This window comes from Ensifer sp. SSB1, from assembly GCF_016652895.1.
GTDB lineage: Bacteria > Pseudomonadota > Alphaproteobacteria > Rhizobiales > Rhizobiaceae > Ensifer.
The window spans coordinates 1-19,144 of the sequence record NZ_JAEPRP010000145.1 but is presented as its reverse complement, the minus strand read 5'-3'; the positions used below and the strand labels follow the sequence as shown (position 1 = coordinate 19,144).

Annotated in this window: 14 protein-coding genes; all 14 read right to left on the bottom strand. The window is 63.2% G+C overall.

Annotated features, from left to right (window positions below; all coding sequences use genetic code 11):
• The coding region (gene ggt, locus I8N66_RS27990) for a gamma-glutamyltransferase (protein WP_291160903.1) at positions 1 to 1,452 on the bottom strand (1,452 nt) is incomplete at its 3' end.
• 250 nt (positions 1,453 to 1,702) lie between these two features.
• A complete protein-coding gene (locus I8N66_RS27985; protein ID WP_291160901.1) occupies positions 1,703 to 3,316 on the bottom strand; it encodes a GMC family oxidoreductase N-terminal domain-containing protein in 1,614 nt (537 codons plus the stop codon).
• Between the two features lie 21 nt (positions 3,317 to 3,337).
• Complete coding sequence (locus I8N66_RS27980; RefSeq protein ID WP_113539780.1) at positions 3,338 to 4,555, bottom strand: mandelate racemase/muconate lactonizing enzyme family protein; 1,218 nt, start codon at positions 4,553 to 4,555, stop codon at positions 3,338 to 3,340.
• Positions 4,556 to 4,560: 5 nt separating this feature from the next.
• Positions 4,561 to 5,838, bottom strand: a complete 1,278-nt coding sequence (locus I8N66_RS27975) for an MFS transporter (RefSeq protein ID WP_291160897.1) — start codon at positions 5,836 to 5,838, stop codon at positions 4,561 to 4,563.
• 108 nt (positions 5,839 to 5,946) lie between these two features.
• On the bottom strand, positions 5,947 to 7,371 hold the full coding sequence (gene aldA, locus I8N66_RS27970; protein WP_291160896.1) for an aldehyde dehydrogenase: 1,425 nt from the start codon (positions 7,369 to 7,371) through the stop codon (positions 5,947 to 5,949).
• A 195-nt stretch (positions 7,372 to 7,566) separates the two neighbouring features.
• A complete protein-coding gene (locus I8N66_RS27965) occupies positions 7,567 to 8,472 on the bottom strand; it encodes a LysR substrate-binding domain-containing protein (protein ID WP_291160894.1) in 906 nt (301 codons plus the stop codon).
• Between the two features lie 229 nt (positions 8,473 to 8,701).
• The gene (locus tag I8N66_RS27960; RefSeq protein ID WP_291160891.1) at positions 8,702 to 10,726 is read right to left on the bottom strand and encodes a beta-N-acetylhexosaminidase; all 2,025 of its coding nucleotides are present in this window, start codon (positions 10,724 to 10,726) and stop codon (positions 8,702 to 8,704) included.
• Between the two features lie 78 nt (positions 10,727 to 10,804).
• Positions 10,805 to 11,755, bottom strand: coding sequence for an ABC transporter ATP-binding protein (locus I8N66_RS27955; RefSeq protein WP_291160888.1), 951 nt, complete (start codon positions 11,753 to 11,755; stop codon positions 10,805 to 10,807).
• Positions 11,752 to 12,567, bottom strand: a complete 816-nt coding sequence (locus tag I8N66_RS27950; protein WP_291160885.1) for an ABC transporter ATP-binding protein — start codon at positions 12,565 to 12,567, stop codon at positions 11,752 to 11,754. Before I8N66_RS27950 ends, I8N66_RS27955 begins: the two co-directional genes overlap by 4 nt.
• Positions 12,564 to 13,466, bottom strand: coding sequence for an ABC transporter permease (locus I8N66_RS27945; RefSeq protein WP_034789645.1), 903 nt, complete (start codon positions 13,464 to 13,466; stop codon positions 12,564 to 12,566). The genes I8N66_RS27950 and I8N66_RS27945 overlap by 4 nt, the downstream gene beginning before the upstream one ends.
• Entirely contained in the window at positions 13,463 to 14,446 is a 984-nt protein-coding gene (locus tag I8N66_RS27940; protein ID WP_291160871.1) for an ABC transporter permease, read from the bottom strand. The genes I8N66_RS27945 and I8N66_RS27940 overlap by 4 nt, the downstream gene beginning before the upstream one ends.
• Positions 14,447 to 14,464: 18 nt before the next feature.
• A complete protein-coding gene (locus I8N66_RS27935) occupies positions 14,465 to 16,078 on the bottom strand; it encodes an ABC transporter substrate-binding protein (protein ID WP_291160906.1) in 1,614 nt (537 codons plus the stop codon).
• Between the two features lie 492 nt (positions 16,079 to 16,570).
• Entirely contained in the window at positions 16,571 to 18,568 is a 1,998-nt protein-coding gene (locus I8N66_RS27930; RefSeq protein ID WP_291160868.1) for a glycosyltransferase, read from the bottom strand.
• Positions 18,550 to 19,144, bottom strand: a 595-nt coding sequence (locus I8N66_RS27925) for an HlyD family secretion protein (protein ID WP_291160865.1), incomplete at its 5' end; no start/stop codon positions are given. The genes I8N66_RS27930 and I8N66_RS27925, both read right to left, overlap by 19 nt.

Genomic DNA, 19,144 nt, shown 5'->3' with positions numbered 1-19,144 from the left:
GATGACATTGAGGATCGCTTCGAGCGTGATGGTGATGATGCGGGCGCCGCCCGGGCTGCCGATCACCATGAAGGGTTTGCCGTCCTTGGAGATGATCGTCGGGCTCATCGATGACAGTGGCGTCTTGCCGGGCGCAATCGCGTTGGCCTCGCCCTGCACCAGCCCGTAGAGGTTGGGCACGCCGGGCTTGGCGGTGAAATCGTCCATCTCGTTGTTGAGTAGGATGCCGGTTCCGGGCGCCACCACGCCGGCGCCGAAGGAGCCGTTCAGCGTATAGGTGACGGCAACGGCATTGCCCTCGTCGTCGATGATCGAATAGTGCGTCGTCTCCTTGCTTTCACCGAAACCCTTGGGGATCAGCGTTGCGGAAACGCCGGCGCGGAACGGATCGATCTTGGCGCGGATTTCCTTTGCATAGGCCTTGTCGGTGAGCTTGGCGACGGGGTTTTCGACGAAGTCCGGATCGCCGAGCGACGTGTTGCGGTCGACATAGGCATGACGCATCGCCTCGATCATCACATGCACGGTCTCGGCGGCGCCATAGCCCATGTAGGAAATAGGGTAGCCTTCGAGAACGTTGAGAATTTCGCAGATGATCACGCCGCCGGAGGACGGTGGCGGCGAAGAGACGATGTCATAGCCGCGGTAGTTGCACTTGACCGGCTCCAGTTCGCGCACGGCGTAGCGCTCGAAATCTGCTTTCGCCAGAATGCCGCCCTTATCGGCGCTCGCCTTGACGATCTGATCGGCAATCGCCCCTTTGTAGAAAGCGTCGGTGCCCTTCTCGGCGATGCTCGAAAGCGATGCGGCAAGGTCGGCCTGGACAAGCTTCTCGCCGGCGACGAAAGGCTTGCCGTCCTTCAGGAAGATGGCGGCGGCTGCCGGATCCTTGGCGAGCCTGTCCGTCTCGCCCTCGAAGGAATCGATATCGCCCTGCTCCAGCACGAAGCCATCCTTGGCAAGCGCGATCGCCGGCGCGATCAGATCGGCAAGCGACTTGGTGCCATAGCGACTGCGGGCCACTTCAAAGCCCATGACCGGCCCCGGGACGCCGACGGCAAGATAGCCCTCGGTGCTCAGGCCATCGACGACATCACCCTTGGCGTCGAGATACATGGTCTTGGTCGCAGCTTGAGGCGCCCGTTCGCGGAAGTCGAGGAAGGTGGTCTTGCCGTCCTTGAAGCGGATCGTCATGAAGCCACCGCCACCGATATTGCCGGCAGTCGGATAGGTGACGGCAAGCGCATAGCCGACGGCAACGGCCGCATCCACCGCATTGCCGCCGCTTTTCAGCACGGCAACGCCGACGTCGGACGCCAGATGCTGGGCGGTGACCACCATGCCGTGCTCGGCCTTCACAGGCTCCGGCGAGGCCGCCTGCACCGCCCAGGGCGTCAGGCTCAACGAAACAAACACGGTGACGGGCAGGTTCTTCAAGCGGAAACTCAGCATGCGTCTCTCCCTCGCAGGCGTTGCTCGCAGTGCTTTGCCGGCGGCCGCAACGCGGACGCTCCCCACCACGCCCAAGCGTGGCGGCAACAATCTTTCGGCCAGGCAAGCACTGATTGTAGGCGGCTATGAAGTCACGGGAGTATAGCCACGCTCGATCGGCGATGGCAATTCACACCTCGCCAATCGCAGCGCTTGCATTTGCGGCCGGCACCTGCGTCGGGTTGCCCAAGTCAGCGCACGTGGCGTCTCGTCAGGCGGCATCCGCCAGGATGAGATCGGCGCCCTTTTCCGCAACCATCATCGTCGGCGCATTGATGTTGCCGGCGGTGATGTTGGGGAAGATCGAGGCGTCGACGACACGGAGGCCGGGAACACCGTGGACCTTCAGGCGACTGTCGACCACCGAACGCGCCTGATCCGACCCCATCGCGCAGGTGCCGCAGAGATGGTAGATCGATCCTGAGTTTTCGCGGAAATAGTCCAGCAGCGCCTCGTCGCTTTCGACGCGTGGCGCCGGCGAGATTTCTTCTGCCGTCAGCGAAGAGAGCGCCGAGGCCGACGCGATGCGCCGCACCAGCCGACTCCCCTGCAGCACCTCGTCGATGTCGCGATCGGTCGTCAGATAGTTCGGGCGGATCAGCGGCTTCGCCGAGGGATCCCCGGACGCGATAGAGATGCTGCCGCGGCTCGTCGGCCGGCAGGAGTTGAAGCAGATCAGGTAACCAGGATAGGGCTCCGGCTTCAGACCGGCCTTCGGATCTTTCGGAATTCGGTAGGAGAGCGGGTTGAAGTAGAGCTGGATGTTCGGCCTCTCTTCATCAGGCTTCCCGCGGAAGAAACCGCCCGCCTGGTTGACGCTCATCGAGAACGGTCCCTTGCCGGTTAAGAGATACTGCAGGCCGAGCCGCATCTGGCCGAAGAGGCTGCCGAACTCATCGTTCAAGGTCGGGATCGTCGCGCGATAATAGAAGCTGGCGCAGAGATGATCCTGCAGGTTCTGGCCGACGGCCGGCAGATGCCGGCGCGTTTCGACCCCGAGCGACGACAGCGCCTTGCCGTCACCGATGCCCGAGACCTGCAGCAGTTGCGGGCTACCGACCGCGCCGGCGGCCAGGATGACTTCGCGCCCCGCCGTGAAGCGCCGCCGCGTCCCATTCTGAATGACATCGACGCCGGTCACGCGCCCATCTTCGCCAAAGACCAGTCCTTTGGCCTGCGCGTAGCGTTCGATCGTGAGATTGGGACGCTTGAGGGCGGGCCTCAGATACTCGGCGCTCGAATGCGAGCGGCGACCATTGTTGGTGTTAACGTCGTAGACACCGGCGCCCTCGATCGAGGCGCCGTTGAAATCTTCGTTCAGCGGCAATTGTAGCGAACCGCAGCTTTCGAGGAATGCATCGGTGATCGGGTGCGTCATGCCGCGCATCGGCGTGATGTGGATTGGCCCTTCGCCGCCGTGCCACTCCGATGATCCCCGGGCATGGGTTTCGAGCCGCCGGAAGTAGGGCAGCACGTCGTCATAGCCCCAGCCCGCATTGCCGGCGTTTTTCCAGTCGTCGAAGTCGTCGCGCGCGCCGCGCACATAGATCATCGCGTTGATCGAGCCGGATCCGCCCTGGACCTTGCCACGCGGCACGTAGATGCTGCGATCCTGAAGCTCGGCCTCCGGCTCGCTCGAATACATCCAGTTGACCGCGGGGTTGTAGTAGCTGCGGGCGTAGCCGACCGGGATCTTGAACCAGAAGGAATTGTCGTTGCCGCCGGCCTCGATCAAAAGCACCTTGTGGCGACCGTTTTCGCTGAGCCGGCTCGCAAGAATGCAGCCCGCCGACCCGGCGCCGACGATGATGTAGTCGTAGATCATCTCGATATCCTATCGTCGGAGTTATCCGCGTGCCGGCGCAAAGGCCTTCACGTCCGCCGGCCGGCTGTCCATCTGCAGGTGCAGGCGCTCGCCGGTGTAGGGCGTGTGCTTCTCGACGACATCCATGTTGAGCTCGATGCCGAGACCAGGTTCGCGCGACGGGATGATATAGCCGTCCTCGACGATGAGCTTGGTCTTCAGCACGTCCGCATGGAACCCGCTGAAATCGAGGATCGCCTCATGGATGAGGAAGTTTGGTGTGGCGGCAGAAAGCTGGATGCTGGCGGCGGCGCCCACCGGGCCGTTGTAGAGATGCGGCGCGATCTGGGCGTAGTAGGCCTCGGCCATGCCGGCGATCTTCTTCGCTTCGAGAAGCCCGCCGACGCGCGCGACATTCATCTGCAGGATCGAGGCAGCCTTGAGTTCGAGGATGCGCTGGAACTCGTATTTGGTCGTCAGGCGCTCGCCGGTCGAAATCGGAATGGAGGTCGCACGCGCCACCTCGGCCATCGCCGCTTCCTGGCCCGGAGGAACCGGCTCTTCGAACCAGAGCGGGTCGTATTTTTCGAGGCGCCGCGCCAGCCGGATCGCCGAGGACGGCACCATCTGGCCGTGCGTGCCGAAGAGCAGATCGGCGCTGCTTCCGACAGCCTCGCGGATCTTGCGGCAGAACTCCTCCGAGCGATCCATGACGCCGAGCGAAAGCTGATGGCCGGAATAGTTGGTGTAGGGGCCTGCCGGATCGAACTTGACGGCGGTGAAGCCCATCTCGACCATTTCGACGGCGCAGTCGGCGGCGAGATCCGGGTCGTTGAAATCGAACTCGCCGGCGGCATTCTTCGGATAAAGATAGGTATAGGCGCGCAGCTTCTCGTGCACCGTGCCGCCCAAGAGGTCTGCGACCGGCCGGCCGGCGGCCTTGCCGATGATATCCCAGCAGGCGATTTCGAGGCCCGAGACGATGCCCATCATCGTCGGGTCCGGGCGCTGGGTGAAGCCGCTCGAATAGGCCGAGCGCCAGAAGCGCTCGATCTGGTGCGGGTCATGGCCGAGCAAATGCCGCTCGAAGACGTCCTCGATCAGCGGTGTCAGCGCCTTCGGATGGAACGAGGTCGCGTAGATCTCGCCGATGCCCTCGATGCCGCAGGCGGTCGTGAGGCGCACGAAGATCCAGTACATGCCACCCACATGCGGCGGCGGGACGGCGACGGCATAGGTCTTGAGAGACGCGATCTTCATGGGGGTCATCCTTTTTTCTTGAGGCGGGCCATCAGCGCCAGGGTGGCGATGGCGCCGAGGACGCAGACGGCGGCGATGTAGCCGAAATAGAACTGGTAGCCGGTGATGCCGGGATAGCGGTCCGACAGGTATCCGTTGACGAGCGGCAGGTAGGTGTCGGGCGCATAGCCGACGAGCGAGATGATGCCGATGGCAAGCCCGGTGATGTTGGCCGGCACGTGGCAATCGTCGAGGATCGCCCAGTAGAGACCGCGGATCGTGTAGGTGATGAGGCCGACGAGCAGCACCAGCCCGACGAAGAGGACCGTAGAGCCAACACCTGGGAGCGCGATCATCGCCACGAGGCTGGCGATCGCGACAAGGAAGCTCAGGAGCAGGATGCCCGTCTTGCCGTAGCGGTCACCGAGCAGGCCGCCGCCGATACCGCCGACCGGGCGCAACCACAGCTTAACCGTGACGATCAGGCCGGCCATGGCGGCTGAAATGCCGAAGCCGCCTTCCTGCAGATAGGCCGAGAAGCTGTAGGTCGCAAGGAAGACGTGATAGCCGCAGAAGATGATGGCGGCGACCAGCCACACCTCGGGGATACAGAGCAGCGTCTTGATGTCGGCAAGCAGGTTGCCTTCGCGCATACGCGCGCCCTTGTTGACAGCGACGGGCTGCGAGACGGCGAAGTAAGCGACGCCGACGACGATGCAGAAGATGGCATAGAGCAGCACGACATCGCGGAAGCCCATGGCAAGCGCGGCACCGCGCGTTTCCGTCGTGAAGACGAAGAGCGCGATGGCGACGCTTGCAAGCAACGCCTCAACCAGGCCGCGACCACCGTCGAGAATACCGAAGAAGCGTCCCTGCTCATTGGCGCCGGCAATCAAGTTCACCTGCTTCAGCGTGGCGGCCCAGAACGTCAGGCCCGTCGTGACCCCGAAGCCGCAATAGATGACGAGAAGCGATGAGTAGCTGGGCAGCGTCGCATACCAGAGGCCGAGCAGACCGGTGCCGACCATGGAGATGAGGATCAGGATTCGGGGCTGGACGCGGTCGGCAAGCCAGCCGCTCGGCAGATAGCCGACAAGGAAGCTGGTGCCGAGAATGGAATAAAGGACGCCAAGCTCGGTGTTCGAGAGCTTCAGCACCTCCAGCATCGTCGTCTGGTAGGACTGGCGCAGATAAAGGATCGGATAGATCGCACCGGCAGCGACCACGATCAGCGCCAGTTGCAGATAACGGCTGCTGGCCGACACGGACGGCGCGGCGATTTCTGTTTCGGAAATTGAGCTCAAGGGTAGTCTCCTCCCAGACCGATGGCGGGAGCAATGCCATCGGCCCGGTCTTGATGTTGATGTCCAGACAATCCCGGTTCCCGTTCGGAATTGCGTCATTTCAGAAGGTCAGTGTTTCAGGACGACGAGGCGCGTCTGGGTGAATTCCAGCATGCCGTGCTTGCCGTCGTCGCCGCCGAGGCCCGAGCGTTTCCAGCCGGCATGGAAGCCCTGATAAGGATCGGCCGGGAAGCGGTTGACATAGAGCTCACCGGCCTCGATGGCGTCGCTCGCGCGCATGACGGTGCGGTAGTTTTCGGTGAAGAGAACCGAGCTCAGGCCGAACTGATGGTCGCTTGCCTTTGCCAATGCTTCCTCGAACGTCGAGTAGCGGATCATCGCGAGCACCGGACCGAAGACTTCCTCGCGCACGATCTCCATTTCCTGGCGGCAGCCGGAAATCAGCGTCGGCGGATAGAAGTAGCCCGGTCCTTCCGGAAGATGACCGCCGGTCTCGACCGTTCCACCTTCCGCCTTCGCCTGCTCGACCATTTCATGCACCCGCTTCTGCGCGGCGGCGTTGGCGAGCGGCCCCATGCGGGTCGCATCCTCGGCGCGGTCGCCGAAGGCGCGGGCGGAAAAGCCTTCCCGCAGCTTGGCGAGAAGCGTGTCATGCACGCTTTCGTGGACATAGAGCCGCTCGACGCTGGTGCAGACCTGGCCGCAATGGGCGGTCTTGGCGGCGATGATCGCCTGTGCGACGACATCGAGATCGGCATCCGGCTCGACGATAACAGGCGTCTTGCCGCCGAGTTCGAGCGAGGGCTTGGCGATGTTTTCCTTGCAGTAGTCGAGCACGATGCGACCGGCCGAAACGCTGCCGGTCAGCGTGATCATGCCGACGCCGGGATGGGTGCAGAGCGTTTTCGCAACGTCATGCGACATGGTGAGGATGTTGACGAGACCTTCCGGCAGGCCGGCCTCGACGATCGCTTCGGCCAAAACGAAGGCGGATGTCGGCGTGTTGTTGCTCGGGCGCACAACGACGGCGTTTCCGGCTATCAGCGCCGGGGCGATTTTGCGCACCAGTGTGTAGATCGGATAGTTGAACGGGATCAGGCAGGCGGCGACACCGATCGGAACGCGCTTGAGGAGAAGCGTTTCGCCGGGATTGTCGCTCTCGATCACTTCGCCCTCGATGCGGCGCGCCCATTCGGCGTGGTAGCGCATCAGTTCGGCGCCGTAGATGACCTCGGCGGTCGCGTCGGCGAGGCTCTTGCCCGACTCTTTCACCAGGGCAGCGCCGATGTTTCCGGCCCGGCTTTCGAGCACTGCAGCCAGGCGGCGAAGCGCGTCGCCACGCTGGATGGCCGGAAGGGCCGCCCAGCCGCGCTGGGCCTTCACGGCTGCCTCGACCGCCGCTTTTGCCTCCTCGTCCGTTGCCGCCGGCACCGATGTGAAGACCTGGCCGGTTGCCGGATTACGGACGTCGATCGTCACCGCAGACGTGCTTTCGATGAAACGACCGCCGGAAAAGTTGCGATAGGGGCTCATGGCATCTCGGATGTGTTGGCCGCGGCTCCGGGCGCCAAAGGCACGCGGGACTAGCGGACTGCGCGGGAGAGAGCACAACGAGCGGCGGCCCGTCTCTCTCCCCGACCGAGACCGTCACGAAACTGTTGCGACGATAGGCCCGGAGGCACAAGCGAGTAATTTTCAGTGAGAGCATTCCAAAATGGAATGCTTGGCTCAGGCAACTCGGTCAGCCGAAACTTCCGTAAGCAGCCAGGCGCGGAAGGTATGGACCTTGCTGTCGGTTCCCGCCTGGGGCCGCGTGACGAACCAATAGGATTCATGCCCCTCAACTTCGACGTCGAAGAGTTGCACGAGCTGCCCAGTTTCCAACTGAACCCGCACCATCGAACGATCGGCAACGGTGACGCCCAGACCCGCGCAGGCCGCCTCGATCGCAAGGTCGAGCAGGTCGAACTCCAGCCCGCCGCGCGTATCGACATCCTGGAACCCGGCCGCGTCCAGCCAATGGCGCCAGGTCAGATAGCGCCGGTCGGGCGAGGCGAGCACGTGCAGGAAGGTGAAGCGTTGGAGGTCCGACGGACCTTCGATTTTCACCCCTTCGAGCAGCGATGGCGCACAGACGACGACGTGCCGTTCCGTCATCAGGATGCTGGCATCCAGCATCGGCCACTCGCCATCGCCGAAGCGGATCGCGCAATCGAGAAGGCCGCGCTCGGCAAGCGTGTCCGTGGCCTCCGTGCTGAGGCTGATATCGACGTCGGGCAAAGCTGCACGCAGTCGCGGCATACGCGGCAGCAGCCAGCGCTTGGCAAAGGTCGGCGGCACGTTGATCCGCAAGCGGTTCTGGTTGCTCTTCTCGGTGATGCTGCGCAGCGACACCTCGATGCTGTGAAACGCCTCCTGGATCGTCGCCAGCAATTCGGCGCCGGCCGGCGTCAGTTCGAGATGGTGGTGGCGGCGGATGAGCAGGTCTTCGCCAAGTTCGTCCTCGAGGTTGCGGACCTGCCGACTGACGGCGCTTTGCGTGAGGTTGAGCCGCTCAGCCGCCCGCGTGAAGCTGCGGGTCTGCCCGACCACTTCGAAGACCTTCATCGCCGACAGTCCAGGAAGTCTTCGCATCGATAACGTGGCCTCGAGAAACGCTGCGTCCCTGCGGATTGTCGCGGGGTCGATGCTTACTCTTGCGTGCCGTGCTCTAGCGCACAAGCACGAAAATCCAAATCGCACCCACGGACCACAGGCATGCGTCCGGTTGTCTCGCAACGACAAACGGCGGCTCTCGCCGCCGTTCACCTATCCAAGCCATCGCCTGGCCAAGCCCAGACGAAAACTGGAAACTCACTCGTTCTTACTCCGCGGCATAGAAGCCGTAGAGCACCGGCATCAGCCCGACCAGTGCCTCGAAGCGCTTGAAGGATTTGCGCTCGGGTCGGGTCCAGCCGGTTTCGGCCAGCGCCGAAAGCCGGGGGAAGACGAGCCGGTCGAAGACGGCGCGGTCGGTCATAGGCTCGGACCAGATGCAGCACTGCACGCCGAGCAAATGCTTCTTCTGCGCATCCGTCCAGCCCTCGACGGGGTCAAAGGTGTAGAGCTTTTCCGGATCCGACCAGCCGGCCCAGCTGCCGCCCGGCTCCGACCAGGCCGGGCTGTTGGCCATGTCGAGATAGTAGACCTGGCCGGGGCAGACGACGATGTCATAGCCTTCCTCGGCAAGTGCTGCCGATGCCTCGACCGTACGCCAGCCGAAGAGCAGGGATTTCGCCTTGTCGATGACATTGCCGTGGGCCGCCTCCTGCCACCCGCCGGTGACGCAATCGCGGCTTGCCAGGAATTTCTGGACGCGGGCCAGGAACTCGCCCTGCAGCACCGCAGCACCCGAGCCGTCGATTTCGTCGGCGCCGTGGGTGTTGGTGACGACGTTCAGCCGCTTGGCATGGGTTTCGGCGACCTCGTCGCCGGCGAGCGCGCGCAGCCGTGCCAGTGCTTCCGGCGAACCGGACCAGGCGCCGAGTGGTACCTCGTCAGCGCCAACATGGATGGCGCGCATCGGGAAGAGATCGATCAACTCGTCGAAGATGATCTCCAGCACGCGATAGGTCTCTTCACGCGCCGGGTTGAGGCAATTGTCCGGGAAGCCCTGGACCGAATGATAGCTGCCCTTCTCGTCGGGATCGCGCAGCTCCGGGATCGCTTGCAGCATGGCATAGGAATGTCCGGGAATGTCGATTTCCGGCATCACCTCGATGCCGAGGTTGGCTGCCAGCGCCACGATCTGACGGACTGCCGCCTTGGTGTAATAGCCACCAGTCGGCTCAGGCCCGGAGCCGAGCAGCGGTGGGATCTTGCGGCCGTGGCCGCGCCAGGCGCCGATTTCGGTCAGCGCCGGATAGGCGTCGATCTCGATGCGCCAAGCCTCGTCGTCGGTCAGGTGCCAGTGGAAACGATTGAGCTTGTTCCAGGCCATCAGCCGCAGGAAGCGCTCGACTTCCGCTGTGCTGTAGAACTGCCGGGCGACGTCGAGATGGGTGCCGCGCCAGGCGAGCGCCGGCTCGTCCTTGATCTCGCCGCCCGTCGGAAACACGAAGGTGCCCGGATGCGACCGCGCCCCGCGCAGGACCTGACCGAGCGTGATCAGTCCGTAGAGGATGCCCGTCTCGCTACCACCCGAAACGGCAACGCCGGCGAGCGAGAAGCGGATCGTGTAGGCCTCCGGACCAAGGTCTGCTGCCTTTGACAGAGCGACCGGGAAACCGCCTTCCGCCGCCGGCCGGACGATGCCCTCAACCGGAAACAGGCTGGCCGTGAGATCGGCAAACGCCTTCGCAGCGGCGGACGCTTCACTGCCTTCGGCCTTCAGATCGAGCCCCGGAGGCGCCAGCAACTGACCGGAGACCGCAACCGCTTGCGGCCAGGGCACGATCGAGACCGGCACCGGCGCCACCTTCGGCACCGGATAGACGGCGGCGCCGCGCTTCAGCTCCGCATTGTCCCCATGCGCCCGCGAGGCAAGCACGGCCACTGGTGCATTCGTGCCGTCGGAAAGCACCAGGAAGGCCGCGTTAGCGCCATCGGTCCAGTGGCGCGGCTCGAAGCTCATGCCGAGGGCCTTGAGCGTCCAGGTCGCGCCGGGCTTCAGTTCAAACCCCTCCGGCGGCGCGAATTCGGCATAGTTGGAGAGCCGGACGAGAAGCTGCCCGCCCTCGACCTCGGCGGCAGGATCGATGCGTGCAGGGCCGGAGACACAGAGGCGAAAACCCTTGATCGGCCGGTCCGAATTGTTGGTGAGCGTCAGCGCATAGACCGACCTGTCGGCGGTGCCGACCGGCACCCAGAGCGTTTCCAGAAGATAGTCAGATTTGGCGGCAAACGTCATCAAATGGCTCCATGAGTGATTGGTCTCTGCGATCGGCCGGAAGGCCAGCGCGTTTCTTGGCGAAGGCGTGTCCTCGGTTCACATAGCTCCCGTCGGCGTTTGGCCAAGGGCACGGACGAAGTGATTCACGGTAACTTCTTCCACGTCGTCGGAGGCCGGACGGCTCTTTCGCCGCACGTCGTCGGCATGGGCGAGGAAGCGGGCGCTTTGCCCCGGCACGAAGGGGCGATCGGGATCTGGAACCGCAGACAGAAGCAGTTGCGTATAGGGATGGCGGGGATCGCCGATGACGGCGCCGGTCTCGCCCCACTCGACCATCTGGCCTGCAAACATCACCACCACCTCCTCGGCAATGTGGGCGGCCGTGGCGATATCGTGGGTGATATAGAGCATGGCGAGGTTGCGCTCGCGCTTGATGCGCGCAAGCAGTTCCAGGATGTCAAGCCGGATCGAAACGTCGAGCATCGATGTCGGTTCGTCGGCGACGAGCACATCCGGCCCGACGGCGAGCGCCCGCGCAATGTTGACCCGCTGGCGCTGGCCACCGGACAGTTCGTGCGGAAATTTTCGCGCGGTCACACTGGGATCAAGGCCGACATCGGAGAGCAGGCGCGCGACGGCCGCCCGTGCTTCGGCCCCGGTCTTCGCATGACCGTGCAACAGAAGCGGCCGCGCAAGATGGTGGTAGATGGAGAACACCGGGTTGAGTGAGGCGAACGGATCCTGAAACACCATCTGGATCGCCCGGCGACGCCTCTTCTCCTCGGCCCTTTCGCCGGCCTGGGTAACGTCGGCGCCGCGAAACGCCATCCTCCCCGATGTCGGCGCATCGAGCCTTGCGACGATGCGGGCACAGGTGGTCTTGCCGCAACCGGACTCGCCGACCAGCGCCAGCGCCCGGCCCGGCTTCAAGGCGAGCGAAATCCCCCGCAAGGCCTCGACGGCGCCGAAGCTGCGCCTGATGTCCTTGAGGCGCACGATCGCGTCGTCTTCACCAGCCATTGTCGTCGCTAGCGGCATCACGTTCATTCGACGACCCCCAGGCTGCGGACGGATGACGGCAGTTGCGGGATCGCGCCCCAGAGTTTCCGCGTGTAGTCATGTAAAGGCGCGCGGCTGATCTGCTGCGTGTCGCCGACCTCGACCAGTTGCCCTTTCAGCATAACACCGATGCGGTGGCAGAGCTGCGCCATCAGGTGCAGGTCGTGGGTGATGAACAGCACCGAGAAACCGAGGCTGCGCTGCAGGTCGACGATCTGCTCCAGGATTTCCCGCTGGACGACCACATCGAGCGCCGTCGTCGGTTCGTCCATGATGATCAGTTCCGGCTTCAGCGCCAGGCAGATCGCAATGACGATGCGTTGCCGCATGCCTCCGCTGAACTGGTGCGGATAGTTGTCGAGGCGGCCCACCGGAATGCCGACGAGCCGGAACATCTCTTCGGCCCGGGCCCGCGACTGTGGCCGCGTCGCGCCGGTGTGCCGCCGCAGCACGTCGAAGAACTGCGCCTCGACCCGCATCAGCGGGTTGAGCGAATTCATGGCGCTCTGGAACACCATGCCGATCCGCCGCCAGCGCACGCTTTGCAGCGCAGTCTCCGGCATCTTCAGGAGGTTCTGGCCGTCGAGCAGGATCTCGCCGCCGGCGACCCAGGCCGGCGGCTTCGAGAGCCGCGTGATCGCATAGGCAATCGTGCTCTTGCCACAGCCGGATTCGCCGGCAAGACCGAAGAGTTCGCCGCGGCGGACATCGAACGAGACATCGCTGACGGCACGGAAAGCACCATCGTCGAGCAGGTAGTCGACGTTGAGGTTGCGGATTTCCAGCAGTGCGTCACTCATCGGGCCGCCTCCAGTTCACGGCGGCGCAGCCGCGTGAGACGCAACCACCGGCTCAATGCCGGGCCGGAGCGAAGCTGCGGGTTGGCGATCTCGTCGAAGGTGAAGTTGATGAGCGCGAGACCAAGGCCGACGAGCGCGATGCCTGCGGCCGGAACGGCGATGTCCCACCAGGCGCCGACGATGATCGCCGATGAATTCTGGGCGTTGTAGAGCATGGTGCCCCAAGTCACCCGGAGCGGATCGCCGAAGCCGAGATATTCGAGCGTCGTCTGGGCGACGATCGCATAGATGATGCTGCCGACGACATTGATGCCGATCAGCGGCACCAGATTGGGCAGGATCTCGACGAAGATCACCCGCCAGTGCGGCTCGCCGACCATGCGCGCCGCCACCACGAATTCGCGCTGCCGGAGCGCCATGGTCTGCGAGCGGGTCATGCGCGCGCCCCAGGGCCAGGAGGTGAGAGCGATGATCGCCATGATCGCCATCGGCCCGACGGTGCCGGCAAAGGAGGCGAGCAGGATCAAGAGCGGAATGTTGGGGATGACCAGAACGGCATTGGTCGCAAGATCGAGCGTCGCATCGGTGCGACCGCCGAAATAGCCGGCGACGAGGCCGACGATTGTGCCGAGCGCAGTGATCGCAAGGCCGGTGGCAAAGCCCACGGCAAGGGACGGCCTGGCGCCCCAGACAAATTGCGAGAAGACGTCGCGGCCCATCTTCGTCGTGCCGAAGACATGCTCGACGGTCGGCGGCTGATGCGAGCGGCCGACGCGCTCGCTCGGATCGCCCGGCGCAAGAACCGGCGCAAACAGCGCCATCAGGCAGAGCGTGAGAATGATGACAAGGCCGGCGACGGCCTTCTTCTGCCGCCAGAACAAGGAGACGCCCGCATTCATACCCTGCCCTCCCTGATGCGCGGATCGACCACGCCATAGATGATATCGACCAGGAGATTGGCGCCGAGCGTCGCGATCGTCATCAAGAGCAGTTGCCCCTGGATGACCGGATAGTCGCGGGCGACGCTCGCGGTATAGAGCGTCAGGCCGAGGCCCGGATAGTTGAAGACGATCTCGGTCACGATCGAGCCGCCGAAGACCGCACCCAGCATCAGCGCCAGATTGGTCAGCACCGGCAGCATGGCATTGCGCGCCGCATAGCCGAACATCACGGCCGCTTCCGACAATCCCTTGGCCCGGCCCATGGTGACATAGTCCTCGCCAAGCACCGAGATCATGCTGGAGCGCATGGTCGTCTGGAACTCGCCGATGAGATAGGGGGAGAGCGTCAGTACCGGCATGATCGCATGCAGGAAGACGCTGCCGAAGAAGGTGAAGTTCAGCCCCGGATCGAGGTTCGGATCGTAGGCGTAACCGACCGGCAGCAGCCGGAGCGTCACGCCGAAGGTGAACAACGTTGCGAGCGCGATGATGACAGGCGGAACGGCAATCAGCACCACCGAAAAAGGCGACACGAAACTGTCGAAACGCCCGCCGCGGCGCCAGGCGGCGATAGCGCCGAGCAGCACGCCTATGCAAAGCGAGAAGACGATAGCCGTGACGACGAGGAAGGCCGTCCACCCGGCCGAGCGGCCGAGCACTTCAAGCACCGTCTGCGGGTAGTATTTGACCGAGACGCCGAGGTCGAAATGGGCAAGCCCGACGACATAGTCGACGAACTGCTGCCAGATCGGCTGCTCGATCGCGCCGAAGCGCGCCTTGATCGCCTCGATGGCCGCGGGCGTTGCCCGCGGTCCGAGTTGGGCGATCATGCTGTCGACAGGGCTCCCCGGCATCATCCGGGGAACCGCGAAATTCATGACGATCGCGAAGAGGAACGCCACGCAGTAGACGGCAAGCCGCCGGCGGGAAAGCCACATCGTCGGGCCCGTCTCGCCTTATTGCACCGGCTTGAGGCGCAGCAGGTGGACCAGCCGCATCCGGTTGTTATCGTGATCCTCGGGGTTCATGACCGGCTCATCCTTCGTAACCCAGCCGGTAAAGCGCTTGGTCGAGAACTGATACCAGGTCGGACCGTTGAAGACGGGGACGACGGGGAGATTGTCGGCGACGATCACCTGCACCTGATCGAACAGCTTCTTGCGGTCCTCGTCCGTCGCTGCGCGGCGGTAGTCATCGAAGACCTTGTCGAGTTCGGGGTTGGAATAGCGTGACGGCGCGCTGGTGATACGCCCGCCGAAGCCGGTCGACAGCGACTGGAAGTAGCCGCGGAAAGGCGTCGGGCCGTCGGCACGCGAATTCATCACCGCCTCAAAGCTGCCGTCGAGGATCTGTTTCTGCCACTGCTCGTATTCGGGCGTGGCGACAGAGGCGTTGACGCCGATCTTGCGCAGGCCTTCCGCCGCAATCTGCACCGCGTCAATCCAGTCGGTCCAGCCGTTCGGCACGATGATCGGGAAGGCGATGGGCTTGCCGCTCGGCGTGGTGCGGAAACCTTCGCCGTCCTTCTTGTAGCCGGCATCATCGAGCAGCTTGTTGGCCTTGTCGATGTCATAGGCGAGCCACTCGTCCTGCGCGCCCTCGGCGGCCTTATTGCGCCAGCTGTCGAAGCGCGGCGGCAGGCCGCTCGCATGGGTGTTGACGACCGGGTAGCCGAACCCGGCGATATCGACCATCGCGGTGCGGTCCATGGCAAGGCTGAAGGCGCGACGGAAGGTCATGTCGTTGAAGGCTTCGGCATTGCCCGGGTTCGACGACTTGAAGTTCATCTGGAAGGCAACGGTTTCGGCCGGCGGCTGCCAGTAGCCGTTGTGCTCGGCATCAAGGCCGACATAGGTCTTGTCGATCTGCGGCAGGAAGGAGCCGAACCAGTCGATCGAGCCCTCCGGCAGAAGCGCCAGCATCTGGTCGTTGCCGGAAATCTGCGGCAGCTTCAGGCAATCGACCTTCAGCGTCGCGGCATCCCAGTAGTTGGGGTTGCGGCACTGCTCGTAGACCTGCGGCGTGAAGCGGCGGATCTCGGTCATCGGGCCGGAGCCGACGGGCGTCTCGTTCTTGAAGGCCAGCGGATCCTTCACGTCCTTCCAGATGTGCTGTGGCACGACGGGGAAATCGGCAAGCGACTCCGGAAAATGCGTGTCGACGCCCTTGAGATTGATCTTCACCTCGGTCGGCGACGGCGCTTCCACCGAAGCGACGGTCTCACCGACGCCGACGGTATCGACCGCCGGGTTCTTCAGCATCATCTCGAGCGTAAATTTCATATCGGCCGAGGTCAGCGGCTTGCCGTCCGACCACTTCACGCCGTCGCGCAACGTATAGGTGATCGACTTCAGGTCGTCGGCAAACTTGTAGGCCGTCGCCAGCCGAAAGACCGGCTTGCCTCCGTCGTAATCGTTGAAGATCACCAGTGGTTCGTAGACGAAATCCATGGTGCTCTGCCGACGACCGCCAAGGTCGAACGGGTTGAAATTCTGCACCCAGCTCGTCTGCTCTTCGATGTGCATGGTGAGCACGGATTCAGCGCGCGCCTCTGCGGCGCCGATCATCATCAGCACGGTCGCGAGCGTCCCAAAACGCCATGCCGTACCACTCCTCCCGACCCTCGGCGCATTGCGCAAAGGCCGCATTTCCTCGACTGCCGTCATGACGAATTCCCCCTCAGGTTTCGTTGATCGATCTATTAAGTCAAGTAATTTGACTTAACGATAAGTCCGTCAAAGAGGCGCTGTCAATCGGCGTCTGGCCGCCCGGTCCAAAGTCTGAGAAAAAGCTAATAAGTGGTATTTCGAAGTTAAATACCACTTCCGAAAAAGTCGATTTCAGAGAGGGGTCGAGGCGGCTGATCTTGGTCGCAGAGGCACCCGATTGGGTCGTCGGAAGGAGAATCACCACACTTGAGGGGCAAACATGAAGGCGGCGTTGCAAGCTGCCGGCTCGTGGCAATGCCATCGCCGCGCACATCCGACGACAGTTCCTCTGTACCGCGTCCAGGTCGAGATTTATCGGCCCGGCGGTTTAGGCAGTGGTGAAATCTGGACCCGCTAGGAGACAGTACGTGTGCGCCCGAAGGCACGCAGCAGCAGGTTCACCGAAACTGCGATCTTGTCGATGTCAGGGATATCCTGGGAGTAGCGCCCGGTGTAGAGCTTGACGATCATCCGGTCACGCTCCTTGCCGCTGAGCTCATAGTAAAGGTGAAGGTAGAAGCGCCGCTTGTCGCCGGCACGCGATATGTCGCCGCGCCGCTGCGTCACTTGCCTAAGATCTGCCTGCAGCGGTTCGAAACCGTCGAGCCTGAGGGTTACCTGCGCAGACTGGAAGCGCACCTCCTCCGGGACGGCGACGACCGCCTTGTCGAGCGAGAGGCTGACCACGCGTCCCGGTGTCCCATCGACCTTGGCGGGCTCGTCGAGCTTGAAGGCCTGGAAAAGGCGACGTGGCTTTTCGAAACAGATCAGAGACGCGATGACGAGGACGACGATGTTGATCCCCGACCAGACGGCTCCGATCGCCGAGAACGATCCCTGGACCTGTGCCGTTTCCGGCACGAGGTTGATCAGAAGTCCGAGCGCCGTGACGGCGATGAACCCGGCAATCCAGGCGAAGGTGTAGGCGTCGAAGCTGTTTGCCTCGTTACCGGTGCCTTTCGGGGTTACCTTGAACGGCTTGCCGAAGGGTCGCACGAGGCTGGATAGAACCGTGGGCAGCATGCGGAACGTCGCGAAGGTCCCTACCGCGCTTGAGACGACGGGCAGATAGCGCGTCGGCGTGATCCACAGCATCAGGAGGAAATACGCCGCCAGCACCGGAAGCTGATTTGAGACATAGTCGGCAACGCTCGTGAAGTGCAGTGGCAGAGCGCCGAACCAGAGATAGGCGATTGGCACGATCAGCACGATCAGCCGCACGACGTACTGCACCAGCCAGGACATGGGGAGAAACATGATCCGCTGGAACAGCGACAGGCCCGGTCCGCGCAACGGGCCGTTGTGGAGATAGAGCGTCTGGATGCCGCCCTGGCACCAGCGTTCCCGCTGGACGAAATAGCCCGTGAGGTTCTCGGCCGCCAATCCCATCGACAGGCGTTCATTCAAATAGCGGGTCTTGTAGCCCTTGTTGAGCATCGACAGCGTCGTCAACAGGTCTTCGGTGATCGACTCGGTCGGGAAGCCGCCAATCGCATCTACGGCCTTGCGGCGGGCGATCGAGCACGAACCGCAGCAGAAGCTGACATCCCAAACATCGCGGCTCGGTGCGATTTCGTCGAAGAAGAGGCGCTGTTCGTCCGGCCAGATGTTCTCCAAACCCAGGTTCGATTGCACCGGATCGACATTGAAGAAGTGCTGCGGGGTCTGGACGATCCCGATCTCCGCGTCCGAGAAGAACGGCAAGGTGCGCTTGAGAAAATGGCGATAGGGAACGAAGTCTGCATCGAAAATGGCAATGAAGTCGCCCGAGCTTGCGCGCAGGCCATTGTTCATATTCCCCGCTTTCGCGTGCGCATTGTCCGTCCGCGTCACGTGAACTGCGCCCCGCGCCGCGCAGAAGGTCTTCAGCCAGTCACGCCGGCCGTCGTCGAGAACATAGACCTTGAACTTGTCCTTGGGATAGTCGAGCGCCAGGGCCCCGACGATCGTACGCTCGAGCACATCGAGCGGTTCGTTGTAGGTCGGAATGAAAACGTCGACCGTGGGCAGCTCCTGCTGCGCGCGCGCGAAGAACGTTTTTCCCAAGCGGTCCGCTTCGAGACTGCGATCGACGTATCGACTCATCAGGATGAGGAAAAGAACGACCTCGGTGAAGGCAAGGAGCTCGATGACGAAGACGATCCAAACCCACCATATGTTCGCGCCATCGGCCGGATAGGGAAGAACGGTCTCAAAGAAACGCCAGACCATGTAGCGCAAGGCGACCGCGCCAACGACCGCGCAGGTGATGGTGCGCGCCCAGCTTTGATGCCGCGACCAGTTCGATGGCCCGAGCAGGAAGAAGGCGATCACCAGCAATGTGGGCGCGAGCGCTAGAAGAGGTTGAACCACAGTCCTTTGATCCACTGCGTCACTTGCAGATTGTGCCGGGAGATGCGGACCTGCGCGGTCCGTCCCACCTGGCAAAAATTGCCGAAATCGGTATTGAGTGCCGAGGGGACAAGCTGAACGCGGATCCTGGCATCGCGCTCCTCGGCCTCCGGCTCCTTCGCCGCGAGATTGTCCTTCTCGACGACCGCGGACGAGCCTTTGACGGCCTGCACTTTCCCTTTGAAGACTTCGCTCCGACCGAGGAGCCGAACCTCTGCTTCGCGGCCCGGGTAGATCTCGTCGTAATCGACTTCAGGAACGAGAATGTCGACGAACAGTTCGCGGCAATCGAGGATGCGCAACAGCTCGTTGTTCAAGATGACGTTGGAGCCGTTGACGACGTTGCGGGTCCACACCACGCCACTGAAGGGCGAAGTGACTTCTGCCAGTTCGAGACTGCGAACGCGCTTCTCCTCCTCGAACAATTGCCGTTCGATCTGGGCGGCGCGCGTGCTGTTTTCGACAATCCGGGTGTTGATGTCGTTTATGCGAACGATCACCTCGTCCTGACGCTGGCGCGAATAGGGCACGTCGTTT

Coding starts and splice junctions, on each gene's coding strand:
- I8N66_RS27980 (WP_113539780.1), bottom strand. CDS start 4,555: ATGAAGATCGCGTCTCTCAAGACCTATGCCGTCGCCGTCCCGCCGCCG.
- I8N66_RS27965 (WP_291160894.1), bottom strand. CDS start 8,472: ATGCGAAGACTTCCTGGACTGTCGGCGATGAAGGTCTTCGAAGTGGTC.
- aldA (WP_291160896.1), bottom strand. CDS start 7,371: ATGAGCCCCTATCGCAACTTTTCCGGCGGTCGTTTCATCGAAAGCACG.
- I8N66_RS27955 (WP_291160888.1), bottom strand. CDS start 11,755: ATGAACGTGATGCCGCTAGCGACGACAATGGCTGGTGAAGACGACGCG.
- I8N66_RS27960 (WP_291160891.1), bottom strand. CDS start 10,726: ATGACGTTTGCCGCCAAATCTGACTATCTTCTGGAAACGCTCTGGGTG.
- I8N66_RS27950 (WP_291160885.1), bottom strand. CDS start 12,567: ATGAGTGACGCACTGCTGGAAATCCGCAACCTCAACGTCGACTACCTG.
- I8N66_RS27935 (WP_291160906.1), bottom strand. CDS start 16,078: ATGATGATCGGCGCCGCAGAGGCGCGCGCTGAATCCGTGCTCACCATG.
- I8N66_RS27945 (WP_034789645.1), bottom strand. CDS start 13,466: ATGAATGCGGGCGTCTCCTTGTTCTGGCGGCAGAAGAAGGCCGTCGCC.
- I8N66_RS27985 (WP_291160901.1), bottom strand. CDS start 3,316: ATGATCTACGACTACATCATCGTCGGCGCCGGGTCGGCGGGCTGCATT.
- I8N66_RS27940 (WP_291160871.1), bottom strand. CDS start 14,446: ATGTGGCTTTCCCGCCGGCGGCTTGCCGTCTACTGCGTGGCGTTCCTC.